This window comes from Nonomuraea angiospora, from assembly GCF_014873145.1.
Taxonomy (GTDB): domain Bacteria; phylum Actinomycetota; class Actinomycetes; order Streptosporangiales; family Streptosporangiaceae; genus Nonomuraea; species Nonomuraea angiospora.
The window spans coordinates 322628-335403 of the sequence record NZ_JADBEK010000001.1; the positions used below are offsets into that span (position 1 = coordinate 322628).

General features: G+C 72.8%; 9 protein-coding genes and 1 pseudogene. 4 read left to right on the forward strand and 6 right to left on the reverse strand.

Annotated elements, in window-relative coordinates; genetic code table 11:
• Positions 1-29 precede the first annotated feature (29 nt).
• Together H4W80_RS01470 and H4W80_RS01475 are read right to left on the reverse strand one after the other, a co-directional pair.
• Complete coding sequence (locus tag H4W80_RS01470) at positions 30-1748, reverse strand: thiamine pyrophosphate-binding protein (protein ID WP_192783390.1); 1719 nt, start codon at positions 1746-1748, stop codon at positions 30-32.
• Complete coding sequence (locus H4W80_RS01475; RefSeq protein ID WP_192783391.1) at positions 1745-3193, reverse strand: aldehyde dehydrogenase family protein; 1449 nt, start codon at positions 3191-3193, stop codon at positions 1745-1747. The genes H4W80_RS01470 and H4W80_RS01475 overlap by 4 nt, the downstream gene beginning before the upstream one ends.
• A gap of 198 nt (positions 3194-3391) precedes the next feature.
• On the opposite strand from H4W80_RS01475, the gene H4W80_RS63305 reads away from it, so the two are divergent.
• Positions 3392-4165: an IclR family transcriptional regulator gene (locus tag H4W80_RS63305; protein WP_318786657.1), complete on the forward strand. Its 774-nt coding sequence runs from the start codon at positions 3392-3394 to the stop codon at positions 4163-4165.
• Between the two features lie 6 nt (positions 4166-4171).
• Here H4W80_RS63305 and H4W80_RS01485 read toward each other — a convergent pair whose 3' ends face one another.
• The gene (locus H4W80_RS01485) at positions 4172-6292 is read right to left on the reverse strand and encodes an outer membrane protein assembly factor BamB family protein (RefSeq protein ID WP_192783392.1); all 2121 of its coding nucleotides are present in this window, start codon (positions 6290-6292) and stop codon (positions 4172-4174) included.
• 175 nt (positions 6293-6467) lie between these two features.
• Here H4W80_RS01485 and H4W80_RS01490 point away from each other — a divergent pair, with 175 nt between their 5' ends.
• Positions 6468-7409 (forward strand): ThuA domain-containing protein, encoded by a 942-nt coding sequence (locus H4W80_RS01490; protein ID WP_192783393.1) that lies wholly within the window; start codon positions 6468-6470, stop codon positions 7407-7409.
• A gap of 15 nt (positions 7410-7424) precedes the next feature.
• On the opposite strand, the gene H4W80_RS01495 is transcribed toward H4W80_RS01490, so the two are convergent.
• On the reverse strand, positions 7425-8621 hold the full coding sequence (locus H4W80_RS01495; protein ID WP_192783394.1) for a cytochrome P450: 1197 nt from the start codon (positions 8619-8621) through the stop codon (positions 7425-7427).
• Between the two features lie 14 nt (positions 8622-8635).
• Positions 8636-8740 (reverse strand): annotated as a pseudogene (locus tag H4W80_RS01500) (TetR family transcriptional regulator); the annotation flags it as partial.
• 118 nt (positions 8741-8858) lie between these two features.
• On the opposite strand from H4W80_RS01500, the gene H4W80_RS01505 reads away from it, so the two are divergent.
• Together H4W80_RS01505 and H4W80_RS01510 are read left to right on the forward strand one after the other, a co-directional pair.
• A complete protein-coding gene (locus H4W80_RS01505; protein ID WP_192783395.1) occupies positions 8859-11423 on the forward strand; it encodes a DUF7824 domain-containing protein in 2565 nt (854 codons plus the stop codon).
• 2 nt (positions 11424-11425) lie between these two features.
• Positions 11426-12337 carry a hypothetical protein gene (locus H4W80_RS01510; protein WP_192783396.1) on the forward strand — a complete coding sequence of 304 codons (912 nt, stop codon included), beginning with the start codon at positions 11426-11428 and terminating at the stop codon, positions 12335-12337.
• 20 nt (positions 12338-12357) lie between these two features.
• Here the strand turns inward: H4W80_RS01510 and H4W80_RS01515 are convergent, their stop codons facing one another.
• Positions 12358-12690 carry an ArsR/SmtB family transcription factor gene (locus H4W80_RS01515; protein ID WP_192783397.1) on the reverse strand — a complete coding sequence of 111 codons (333 nt, stop codon included), beginning with the start codon at positions 12688-12690 and terminating at the stop codon, positions 12358-12360.
• Positions 12691-12776: the final 86 nt, after the last annotated feature.

A 12776-nucleotide genomic window follows, 5' to 3' on the forward strand; every position in this document is an offset into this window, starting at 1 on the left:
GCGGAGGAAATATCGAACGCGCAACGGTTTCAGCCGGAGAACATCCCCTGATAGATGTCCTTGATGTTCCAGTGGCCGGGTGTCGGCACCGGTTCGTTCACCATCGGGACGTCGATGACCGCGGGGCGCCGGTTCGCGACGGCCGCGCGCAGGGCCGCGCCGAACCCGGCGGGCGTGGTGACGGTGTGGCCGTCGGCGCCGCACGCGACGGCGAGCGCGGCGAAGTCCGGGCTGTAGGGCCGCCCGGCCGGGTCGGTGAAGTCGCAGCCGTGGCTGCGGCCGAAGTGGGCCGCCTGCAGGTCCGAGATGGTGCCGTGCGACCTGTTGTTCATCACCACGAAGATCACGGGGGCGCCCTGCTCGACCGCGAGCGGCACGGCGGGCAACTGCGCGCTCATGCCGCCGTCGCCGATGAGCGCGACCACCGTCCGCTCCGGCCGGGCCAGCTGCACGCCCACGGCCGCCGCCGGGCCGAACCCCATGGTGGAAGCCCCGCCGGGGGTGATGAACCGCCCCTGCGGCGGCAGCTCGTAGCACTGGGCGACGCCGTTCTTGTTCCAGCCCACGTCGGTGACCAGCACCGCGTCGGCGGGGATCGCCTCCCGCAGGTCCGCCAGAATGCGCTCGGGCCGCAGCGGGAAGTCCTCGCTCCGGCCGCGCTCCCTGCTCGCCGCGAACAGCCCCCTCCTGGCCTGGCGGATCTTCTCCCGCAGCTCCGGCCGGTCGGCTCCGGGGTGGGCCTTGGCGGCGTCGGCCAGCGCCTTGACCGCGAGCCCCACGTCGGCGACCGCGCCGATCGCCACCGGGTAGTTGCGGCCGAGCTCGGCCGGGTCGATGTCGATCTGGATGAGCGTGCTCGCGCCGGAGAAATCCCAGGTGAAGCGGGGATCCCAGGAGCTGGCGTCGGTCTCGGCGAAGCGGGTGGCCAGGGCGAGCACGACGTCGGCCTCCCGGGCGTAGGCGTTCGTCAGCTCCAGCCCCCAGAAGCCGGTCATGCCCAGCACGAGCGGGTGGGCGTCGGGCACGGTGCCCTTGGCCATGAGCGAGTGCGCGATGGGGAGGTCCAGGTGCTCGGCCAGCGCGATCAGCGCGTCGGCTTCCTCGCGCAGGCCGCCCCCGATGTAGACGAGCGGTCGCTCGGCCGCCGCCAGCGTCGCGGCGATCAGCTCGGCGCTCGCCTCGGGCAGGCCGGGCGGCGCCGCGTGGCTGATCGGCGGGTACGGCGCCGCGGGCCGGGAGAAGACGTCCATCGGCACGTTGACGAGCGTGGCGCCCGGACGTCCCGACCGCGCCGTCCAGAAGGCCCGCTCCACGGCCCGGCCCAGGTCCTGGGCGCGGTGCACGTTCCAGGCCCGCTTGACGAACGGGCGGAAGACCGACGCCTGGTCGCCGTCGGCGTGCAGGTTGATCTCCTGGTGCGGGTGGCGGCCCCGGTAGTAGGAGGGGATGTCGCCGGAGACCACGACCAGGGGCACCGAGTCGAGCGCGGCGGTCATGACGCCGGTGGCGGCGTTGGTCAGGCCGGGGCCGACGTGGACGAGCAGCACGCCCGGTTTGCCGCCGGCGCGGGCGTAGCCGTCGGCGGCGTGCGCGGCGGCCTGCTCGTGGCGGGCGATGACGAAGCGGATGGAGCTGTCGGCCAGCGCGTCGAGCACCGCGATGTTGGTGTGTCCGCAGGTGCCGAAGACGTACTCGACACCGAGCTCCTCCAGTTGCGCGACGAGCGCGTGGGCCGCCGTGTCGGTCATTGGTCTCCCCAGATGGTCAGCCCCTTGAGCATGAGGGTCTTGGTCACGGTGAAGTCCTCGATCATCCAGCGGGGCGACTCGCGGCCGATGCCGGAGTCCTTCACGCCGCCGAACGGGACGTGGTCGAGGCGGAAGTTGGAGGAGCCGTTGACGATCAGGCCGCCGACCTCCAGCTCCCGCCAGGCGGTGAGGATGCGGCGCACGTCGTGGGTGAAGATCCCGGCCTGCAGCCCGTACGAGCTGCGGTTGCACTCCTCGATCACCTCGTCGAAGCCGTCGTAGGGGAGCACGGCCACCAGCGCGCCGAACACCTCCTCCCTGACGACCCGCGCGTCACGGGGCGGCGCGACCACGACGGTGGGCGCCATCACCGCCCCGTCGCGGCTGCCGCCCGCGGTGATCCGGGCACCCGCCCCGGCGGCCTCGGCGCTCCAGCGGACCACGCGCTCGGCCGCGGCGTCGTCCACCATCGAGCCCACGTCGGTCGCCGGGTCGAGGGGGTCGCCCACGGCCAGCGCCTTCACCTCGCCGGTCAGGGCGTCGGCGAAGTCGTCGAAGCGGGAGCGCTGGACGTAGACGCGCTGCACCGAGATGCAGCTCTGGCCGGAGTTGCTGTAGCCGGTGCGGGCGCAGATCCGGGCCGCCTCGGCGACGTCGGCGTCCTCGCACACGATGGTCGCGGCGTTGCCGCCGAGTTCGAGCAGCACCCGCTTCGGCCCGGCGGCGTGGGCGACGGCATGCCCGGCCGCGACGCCGCCGGTGAAGCTCACCACGGCGATCTCCGGCGCCGCGCACAGCCGCGCGCCCACCTCGCCGCCGCCGTGCAGGACCTGTACGGCCTCGACCGGCATGCCGGCGTCGAGCAGCAGCTCGACCAGCGCCGTGGAGACGGCCGGGGCCTGCGGCGGCGGCTTGACGATGGTCGTGTTGCCGGCGGCGAAGGAGGCGGCGAGCTTGTGGGCCAGGAGGTTGGTGGGCGCGTTGAACGGCGTGATCGCCAGCACCGGCCCCGCCGGGGCGCGCTGGGTGAGCGCGGTGTTGCCGACCCCGCGCGCCCAGCCGGCCACCGGCAGCACCTCGCCGCCGATCCGCCTGGCCTCGGCCGCCGCGACGGACAGCGTGTCGGCCACCCGCAGCACCTCGCCGCGCCCGTCCTTGAGTGGTTTGCCCAGTTCGAGCGCGAGGAGGCGGGCGAACTCCTCGCCGCGCTCGCTGATCGCGGCGGCGGCGCGCTCCAGGATGTCCGCGCGGGTGGCCGGGGCCAGCCGCGCGATCGCCCTGGCCGAGCGCCGGGCGTAATCAAGAGCTGCGGTGACGTCGTCGGCCTGCGCCGTTCTGGCCCGGCTGACGACCTGGCGGACGTAGGGGCCGACGCGCTCGGCCCGCGGTCCTTCGGTGAGCCACTGGCCGGCGACCAGGCAGCCGGTGTCGTGGATTGCGTTCATGGCGGCTCCATGGATCCGCTAAGCGGTTCGCCTGAACCGCACTGTGGATGGCCTCACGGTATGAGGACGGTACGGGTTCTGGCAAGACCCTGATCCACATAGCGGATCAGATGGACCATCAAGCGGACCGAGTGGTAGCCTGTGGACCGCATGAGAAGGTGGGCAGCAGGTTCACCTTCTACCCACAAGTGAGGACCCGTGCCTTCCAACCTTCCCGCAGAGTCCGGTGAGAGCGGCGGCGTGCGCAGCGTCCAGCGGGCGTTCGACATCCTGTCGCTGCTCACCGAGGAGCGGCGCACGCTGACCATCCGCGAGGTCGTCGAGGAGACCGGGCTGGCCAAGACGACGGCGCTGCGGTTGCTGCAGACCCTGGAGCACATGGGGCTGCTGTGGAGCACGCCGAAGGGCTACGCGGCCGGTCCCGCCCTGTGGCGGTGGGCGCACCTGGCCCGCTCGGCGTGGGAGCTGCCGCCGGAGACCGTCCAGCTCATGCGCGAGCTCGGCGCGCGGCAGCGGGAGACCGTCAACCTGTACGTGCTGCGCGACGTCCACCGCGTCTGCATCGCCCAGCAGGAGAGCCCGCAGCCGCTGCGCCACGTCGTACGGGTCGGCGACGAGCTGCCGCTGTGGGCGGGGGCCTCCTCGAAGATCCTGCTCAAGGACGCCCCCGAGCGGCTGCTGGCCCGGGTCGCCCGCTCCTCCCCGTACGGCGAGTCCCACACGGCCACCCTGCGGGAGTGGATCGACCAGGCGGCGCGCGACGGCTACGCGGCCAGCCACGGCGAGCGCGAGCCCGGCCTGTCGGCGGTCGCCGTGCCCGTGACGAGCGGCTCGGGGGCGACCGTGGCGGCGCTGACGCTCAGCGGCCCGACGGTGCGCTTCGGCGACGACCGCGTGGCGGAGTTCGCCGCGGACCTGCGGGAGGTGGCCAAGCGCATGTCCGAACGCGGCTTCGACCACCCCCTCGCCTGAGCGCCGTCAGTAGACGACGATCTTGCCGGTGTTCTGCGGGAAGATAGCGTCGTTGTAGAAGTACTCGCCCGCGGCGCCGAACGTGTGGGTGAACGACTGGCCGGGCATCAGCACGCCGCTGTCGAACTCGTACTCGAAGAACGACACGGCGGCGTGCGCGGACCTGTTGTCGGCCGGGTTGACGAAGGTGACCGTCGTGCCCTTCGGCACCCGCAGGTGCTGGGGTGACATGGCGTTCTGGGCGACGGTGTTCTCGGTCGCGCCGGGCCGCTGGTTGGCGGCGTCCCAGATCCGGCCGAGCGTGACGGTGGTGCCGGCCACGGCCGCCGCCCTGATGTCGTTGCGCTTCCTGGGCGGCGTGGGCGTGGCCGCCGGGGGCACCTTGCCGCCCAGCTTGAACGCCCACAGGTGGTCGCCGCGCGGGATGTCCGGATACGGCAGCCCGTTGCCGCCGGCCAGGACCGCGACGTACTGCTCGCCGTCGATCTCGTAGCTGATCGGGCTGGTGTGCACGCCGGCGCCGCACTGGAAGCTCCACAGGATCCGGCCGTCGGTGTCGTCCATGGCGTGCAGCAGCCCGTCGGGCCCGCCCTGGAACATCACCCGGCCGCCGGTGGTCAGGATGCCGTTGCCGTGCGCCAGCGACCACTCGCGGTCGAGGGTCCACACCGGCTTGTTGGTGCGCGGGTCCACGGCCGCGATGCCGCCCGCGAAGTACTCGCCCAGCGGGCGCGAGGTGTTGACCCGGCCGTCGTGGGTGTTGGAGAAACCGGAGTTGATCAGCCCGTACCCCACGTAGATCCAGCCCGTGTGCGGGTTGTACGACAGGTGCGCCCAGTCCGCGCCGCCGCCCGCGCCCGGGAAGATGATCGTGGCCCGGTCCCAGTGCGGCGTGTAGAGGCCGCCCCAGGCGTAGAACGGCACCGGCCTGGTCGCCTTGTCGAACTCGGGCGCCTGCGTGATGAACGGCTCACCGCCGGGGAAGGGCTGCGTCGGCGCGGTCTTCTGCCGGGGGTCCTGCGGCACGGGGCGTTCCTCCACGCCGTGCAGCGGCTCGCCGCTCTCCCGGTCGAGGACGTAGAACATGCCGGCCTTGCTGCCGTAGACGACGGCCCGGCGCGTCCTGCCCTTGACCTTGATGTCCACCAGCACCGGAGCCATGACGTTGTCCAGGTCCCAGATGTCGTGGTGCACCGACTGGAAGTGCCACCTGCGCTTGCCGGTCCTGGCCTCGATGGCCACGATCGAGTTGGCGAACAGGTTGTCGCCGCCCCGGCCGGAGCCGTCCAGGCGCGGGTAGGAGCCGCCGAACGTCCAGTAGACCAGGCCCAGCTCCGGGTCGACGGCCGGGTGGATCCACGGCACCGCGCCGCCGGTCTTCCAGGACCCGCCCTCCCAGGTGTCGTTGCCGAACTGGCCCTCGCCGGGGCACGCCCAGAAGGTCCAGGCGACCTCGCCGGTGGCGGCCTCCAGCGCGTACGCCCGGCCGCGCGCGCCGCCGGTGCTGCCCTGCATGCCGACGTAGATCAGGCCGTCGTGGTAGACGACGGCGCCGGCCAGGGTGCCGGTCAGGCCGCCACATTGGCCATTTTGCGGGTCGCAGCCGCCGGTGTCGCCGCCGCCCTCGTCGTCGGTGATGAGCTGCCGCTGCCAGACGACCTGCCCGGTCTCCTTCTTCAGGGCGTAGACGATGTTGGCGCCCGAGGTGGAGAAGACCAGGCCCTCGCCGAGGGCGACGCCGCGCATGTTGGTCTGCCTGGTGCCGAGGTTGGTCTTCCACCTGATCGCGCCGGTGCGGCCGTCCACGGCGAAGACGTTCTGCTGCGTGGTCTGCACGTACAGGACGCCGTTCTCGACGACGCAGGTGCTCTGCTGGTGCGCCGCGGTGCTGCCGCCCTCGAGGTTGACGTGCCAGGCGCCGCCCAGGCGGCTCAGGTTCCTGGCGGTGATCTGCTTGAGCGGGGAGTGGTTGTGGTTGCCCAGGTTGCCGCAGACCTTGGGGAAGTCCTTGCCGGCGACGCCGAGGGAGGCCGGCTGGCGTTCCGTGGCGGCCGTGGCGGGTTCCGCGACCGTGGCGGCGGTGGTCAGCGCCGCGGCCGCGCCGATGAGGAAGTTGCGTCGTTCCACTGGCACCACACCTTCAGTGGTCCGCTAGATGGACCTATAGATCCGTATGACGGACGCACCATAAGCCTCGGCCGATCGTGAAGGCAAGAGCTTGTCCGATGCCGGGGCGATGGCTACGCTCAAACCTCGTAGTGGACCAGCCGATCCGTCTAGTGGATCGAAGTGCGAGGTGCCCATGCGTAGCAAACTGTCGGTCGCCGCCCTAACCGGCGCGGCGGCACTCCTGCTCACCGCCACCGCTCCCAGCTCCGCCGCCTCACGCGAGGCGGCACAGAACCTCGGCGATCCGGACTACGGCGTCTGCCGCGGCACCGACCCGCGCTGCTACCACGACTGGGGCAACTTCGACCCCGCCAAGGGCTACCGGCTGCTCGTCTACAGCCGCACCGCCGGCCCGCGCCACGCCCACCTCGGCACCCCGCTCGGTCCCGGGCTCAACCCGCCGCTCAACGACGACAACGTCGCGATCAAGGCCGTGCTCAAGCTGGGCCAGGACAACGGCTTCGCCGTCGACTACACCGAGGACGTCGCCCAGCTGTCCTCGGCGGGGCGGCTGCTGCCGTATAACGCGGTGATGTTCCTCAGCACCACCAGGGACGCCCTCGACGACGCGGCGCAGACCGCGCTGCGGCAGTACATCCGGGCCGGGGGCGGGTTCGTCGGCGTGCACAACGCCTTCGGCACCGAGTACAACTGGCCCTGGTACGAAGGGCTGCTCGGCAACGCCAACTTCTACGACCACGCCGCCAACCAGCCGGGCACCGTCGTCACCGCCGACCGGCGCGACGCCTCCACCCAGGGGCTGCCGCAGCGCTGGGCCTTCAGCGACGAGTGGTACAACCTCGTCCCGTTCCCCACGCGCGTCCGCGTCCTGGCCAAGGTGGACGAGAGCACGCTGGCCCGCGGCGTGCGCGGCAACCTCGGCCACCCCGGACACGGCGGCGACCATCCGGTCAGCTGGTGCCAGTACTACGACGGCGGCAGGGCCTGGCTCACGACCCTCGGCCACGACGTCAAGGCGTGGACCGACGAGCCGCTGGACGGCGACCAGTACTTCGTCCAGCACCTGCTCGGCGGCGTGAAGTCCGTCATGGGCATGGCGCCCTTCTGCCGCTGAGCAGGCGCCGGCGGGTCACCAGGTGACGGGCAGCTCGTAGACGCCGTAGACCTGGCCGTCGTGCTTGAAGGGGATCTGCTCCAGCTCCGCCGCCAGCCGCAGCGACGGGACGCGCCGGTAGAGCGTGCTGTAGGCCACCTGCAGCTCCATCCGCGCCAGCGGCTGGCCCAGGCACTGGTGGACGCCGAAGCCGAAGGCCACGTGGCGGCGGGCGTCGCGGCGGATGTCCAGCTCGTCGGGGTCGGGGAAGATCGCGGGGTCGCGGTTGGCGATGTCGTTGGCCATGATCATCCCCTCGCCGGCGCGGATGACCTGGCCGCCGATCTCGATGTCCGCCAGCGCGACCCGGCGGCGGCCGCTGTGGGTGATGTTGAGGTAGCGCAGCAGCTCCTCCACCGCGCTGGCGACCAGCCGCGGGTCGTCGTTGTGGCGCAGGAGGGCGAGCTGGCCCGGGTGCCGCAGGAGGGCGAGCGTGCCGAGGGCGATCATGTTGGCGGTGGTCTCGTGCCCGGCGATCAGCAGCAGCACGCCCATCTGGGCGGCCTCCTGCCGGGTCAGCTCGCCGGCCTTGACCCGCTCGGCCAGCTTCGACAGCAGATCGTCCGCCGGGTCGGCGAGCTTGTCGCCCATCAGGGAGTCCAGGTACTCGAACAGCCTCGCACCGGCGGCGGCCCGCTCCTCGGGCGTCGCGCTGCGCCTGATGACGGTCTTGCTGTTCTCCTGGAAGAAGTCGTGGTCGGCGTACGGCACGCCGAGCAGCGCGCAGATCACCAGCGAGGGCACCGGCAGCGCGAACGCCTCCACCAGGTCCACCGGCTTCGGGCCGGCCAGCAGGTCGTCGATCAGGTCGTCCACGATCTTCTGCACGGCCGGGCGCAGGGACTCCGTCCGCCTGACGGTGAACTGGGCCTGCACCATCCGCCGCAGCCGGGCGTGCTCGGGGTCGTCCATCATGATGAAGCTGATCGTGCCGCCGGCGCCGATGCGGGGTGCCTGGATCGGGTAGCCGGCGCGGGTGACGTCGGCGCTGACCCTGGGGTCGGCCAGCAGCGCCCGCTGCTCGGCGTACGTGGTCACCAGCCACGGGGTGCTGCCGTCCCACAACCTGACCTTGGCCAGCGGCCCCTCCTCCTGCAGGGTGCGCAGGGGCGGCGGCGGGTCGAACGGGCAGCCCGCCGCTCTGGCCATGGGAAACTCGTGGATCTCGGTCATCGCCGGCTTCCTTTGCGCTCGATCCGCTCGGTGTGCCTGCGCACGATCGCGCGTACGAGGTCGGTCTTCGTGCCGAAGTGGTAGCCGACAGCGGCGCGGCTCTCACCGCATCCTTGACCCACATGACCTCCCCGAGTCGGCCCCTCCATGTCAGCCAATCAGGTGGCAGTAGGTAAGTCAAGCGACTGATTTAATACCTGGCCAAAAGTGTCGGCGGCGCTGGTTAGTGTCCCCGCTGTGGATCACTGGGGAGAGATCGAGAAGCTGATCGTGGCCTGCCAGGCCGACCGGCTCGCCGAGCGGGTCAAGGGGCTGGACGAGCAGGCCCGCAAGGACGTCGCGGCCCGATTACCGGAGCTGCTGAAGGAGCTGCGCGCCCGGTTCGACCGATGGGACGACGGCCTGGTCGCCCACGGCAGCGCGTTGCGGGTGGCGGGCGCGGGCACCCTCGGCGGGGCGGCGGCCGTGGCGTCCTGGCTCTACCGGCGCGACTTCGCGCCGCAGTGGGACGGCCCCGACTCCGACGTCCACCTCGTCCTCGGGGTGCTGGCCGACCGGCCGGCCGCCTGGCGTGCCGACCTGGCCGAGCGGCTGGTGCTGCGCATGCGCGTGCCCGACGACCGCGGCATGGCGCTCGCCCTGGCCCTGCTGCGCGAGACCGGCATCGAGCCGCCGCCGCACGATCCGCTGGTGGCCGGCTGGGTGAGCGGCGAGCCGAGGTCGTCCCTGTCCGCCGACCCGCTGCTCGACCACCTGCTGCCGCGCCTGTTCGAGGCCCAGGGGGTGGGCCGGGTGCTCCAGTGGGAGAAGGCGTCGGGGAAGGGCTGGCTGCGGGCGCTGCTGGCGGCAGCCGAGTCGGGCCGGGTGAAGCGCGAGGCGCTGATCGACGGCTGCGTGCGCCGCTTCCTGCTCGGCGGCACGGCCATCGACCTGCGCTTCTTCGTACGCCTGCACGAGGCGCTGGATCCCGCGCCCGCCGAGGCGGCCGCCCGCGCCCGCGACTACCTGCGCCTGCTGCCCGCCTCCCCTGGCCCGGTCGCCGAGCTGGCCGTCAAGCGCCTGCGCGCCTGCGGCGAGCTCACCGCCGACGACCTGGCCGAGGCGTGGGAGTCGCTGCTGTTCCGCCCCGAGCGCAAGCTGGTGCGCGCCGGGATGTCGTGGCTCGACCGTTCCGTGCGGCGCGCGCCCGAGCTGGCCGGCCTGGTCGCCGCGCCGCTGGCCGGCGCGTTCGCCGCCGACTCGGCCGAACTGCAGGAGAAGGCCGTCGAGCTGGCCGTCGCCCACGCCGGCCGCATGACCGAGGAGGGGCGCGCCACCGTACGCGAGGCGATCGAGCTGCTCCCGCCCCACCTCGGCCTGCGGGCCGCCACCGCCTTCGCGGGCGGCAGCGTGGCCGAGGGCGAGCCCGCGTTCGTGCCGCCGCCGCTGCCCGCGGCGCCCGAACGCGCCGTCGCCTTCCCGCCTCCGATCGAGTCCATCGAGGAGCTGACGACGGAGGCGGACCGCTCCTGGAAGACCTGGGAACGGCTGCTCGCCGGGTTCGTCACGCTCGCCGGCCGCGACCGGGCGGGCCTGGCGGCGGAGCTGCGGCCCCGGCTGATCGGCGGGCCCTATTGGATATACCGGGAGGAGAGCTGGGAACGGGTCGAGCAGTGGCTTGAGGGTGCCATGCGTGCCCTGACCGCGACCGCGGCCGCCCAGCGCGCCTGGCTGCGCTACATGCCGAAGACCCGGCGGGCCGCCCCGCTCCTGCTGCTGTTGCATCGCGCGGCGGAGATCCTGCGGGCCGTCGAGGAGGACACCCTGCCGCCGCTGCTACTGGCCACGCCCACGCACAGCACCGGGCACGTGGCGGCGGCCGAGCTCGTGCGGCGGCTGGAGGTGATCGAGGCGGCCGGGGCCAAGCCGCTGGCCGCCGACCTCCAGCAGGCGTTGCTGCGCCTGCCGCGCACCCCGGATCCCGAGGCCGTGCGGCGGGCCGCGCGCCTGACGTCAGGCGCGGGCCGCATCGTCGCCGGGTGGACCTGCCCGGAGGTCACGGTCGAGCTCGAGTGGCGGTGCGGCGACGAAGGCGAAGGCCACGACTGGCACGACCGCAGCCACGACCACGACGTACGCCTGGTGCCGTCGGCCACCGCCGCGCCCACCGGGCTGCCGCTGGTCGACCTGATGCTCAGCGTCCCTGAACACTCTGGCGACGCAGAGCACCGGGCCTGGTGGCCCTCGACGCTGCCCTCCCACCGCGAGGTCGCCGCCGCGTACCTCATGCCATGCGTGTTCAGGCGCTTCTGGGGCGAGGACACCGTCGGGCCGGAGCAGGCCCGCGCGCTCGCCCGCGCGGAGGGGCCGGTCGGGACGGCCTTCGCGGTCGTCCTCGCCCGGGTCCTGGGCGACCCGCGGATGCCCGAGTCGGTCGACGTCCTGCTGGAGAGCGCCGCGCGGGACGAGCTGCCCGCGGAGGAGGTCGGCCGCCAGGCCGGGCTCCTCCTGGCCAGCGGCGAGCTCCGGATGATCGACATGATCGCCGCGCTGGAGGCCGCGGCCCGGCGTGGCGCCCACGCGCACGTGTGGCGGATCGCCGCGACCGCCCTGCCCATCTTGCTGCCCGCGCCGGGCGAGCGCCCCCGCAACGGCCTGGCCGACTTCGTCGCCCTCGCCGCCGCGGCGGCCGGATGGTCCGGAGCGCGTGGCGAGATCCCCGAGGTACGCGCCATGGCAGCCCGCAGGGGCGGCAGCGGCCTGCTGCGCGAGATCCGCCGGCTGCACGACCTGCTCACCGGCGACGACGGCCAGGAAGGATGACCATGGCGGCCAGACGATCCGGAAAGAACAGACACTGGCGCACCCGGCACGACGAGGGCCACGCCCTGCGGCTGGAGATCGGCGAGCTCGCCCGCGCCGCCGCCGAGCCGGGCTGGACGCGGCTGGAGGTCCGCCGCGCCCAGGTCGGCCCGCACGCGCGGACCACGCTCACCCGCGACGGCCGCGAGATCGCCGCCGAGGGGCTGGACGAGCCGTTCCAGCGCCTGCGCGAGCTCTCCTACCAGGCCGATTCCGGCACCTGGTTCACCTGCGAGCTGGCGTTCCCGGCCGGCAGCCGGGGCTACACCGGGCGCGTCGACTGCTCCGCGCCGCCGTTCGAGGACGTGCCCGCGCCCGCGGCGCTGGCGGAGCTGACCACGTTCCCGCGCACGGAGTCGCCCGGCTGGCTGCTGGCCGCGCTGCCGACCGCCGCGCCGATCGGCATTCCCACGACGTACGGCGAACGCTACGACCGTCGCTACAGCCGATGGGACGACGACGACTCCGACCGCCGTCCGCCGCCGCCGATCCACGGGGACGTCACCTACGTCCCGGCCACGACCATGACCTGCCGCGACTTCGGCCGGAGCGACGAGCGCCGCCAGCGCGCGGTCTTCCTGCTGGAATCGGCCGATGACGCCGAGGCCGGGCACCTCCTCGTGATGGGCCACGAGCAGGCCTACTGGGTGGCTCGCCACGGCATGCGCGGCACCGACGAGGGCGTGCGCTCCATCACCTTGGACGGGGCGGCGCTCCGGTTCGAGCTGACCCCCGAGGCCGCCGACGCCCTGGGCACCGAGACCACGTTCGAGGCCCGCCTCGAACTGCCGCCCGAGACGATCGCCGAGCTGTGCACCGCCCTGGGTGCCGTGCTCGGACCCGTCGCCCGGGCGCCGGAGCTCATCGGCTTCTGAAGCCGGCCGGTCCGGTGCGGTCAGCCGGCGAGAGGCTGGGCGGCGCGGGCCTGGGGGGTGGTGAGGGCGGCGAGGAGGCCGGGGAACGCCTGGTCCATCTCGTCCCGGCGCAGGGTGTTCATCCGTGCGGTCCCGACGTAGTACTGCCGGATCAGGCCCGCCTCGCGCAGCACGTTGAAGTGATGGGTGGCGGTGGACTTGCTGACCGGTATGTCGAAGTCGCCGCACTTGATGTCCGCGTCGGAGGCGTCGAGCTGCGTGACGATGCTCCGGCGTACCGGATCCACGAGGGCCTCCAGCACCTGCTGGAGGCCGAACTCCGACACCTCGGGGTGCGGCGGTGTACGTCCCATGGGCCAATAGTACGACAGACATCGAAGTTTGACGACGATCGTACTTCTCTCTACAGTGAGCCGCGTTCGAGCTGAGAGAAGGACGT

Bases quoted from the DNA above. Each gene is read 5' to 3' on its own strand.
- H4W80_RS01470 (WP_192783390.1), bottom strand. From the start codon at position 1,748: ATGACCGACACGGCGGCCCACGCGCTCGTCGCGCAACTGGAGGAGCTC.
- H4W80_RS01475 (WP_192783391.1), bottom strand. From the start codon at position 3,193: ATGAACGCAATCCACGACACCGGCTGCCTGGTCGCCGGCCAGTGGCTC.
- H4W80_RS01490 (WP_192783393.1), top strand. From the start codon at position 6,468: ATGCGTAGCAAACTGTCGGTCGCCGCCCTAACCGGCGCGGCGGCACTC.
- H4W80_RS01495 (WP_192783394.1), bottom strand. From the start codon at position 8,621: ATGACCGAGATCCACGAGTTTCCCATGGCCAGAGCGGCGGGCTGCCCG.
- H4W80_RS01510 (WP_192783396.1), top strand. From the start codon at position 11,426: ATGGCGGCCAGACGATCCGGAAAGAACAGACACTGGCGCACCCGGCAC.
- H4W80_RS01515 (WP_192783397.1), bottom strand. From the start codon at position 12,690: ATGGGACGTACACCGCCGCACCCCGAGGTGTCGGAGTTCGGCCTCCAG.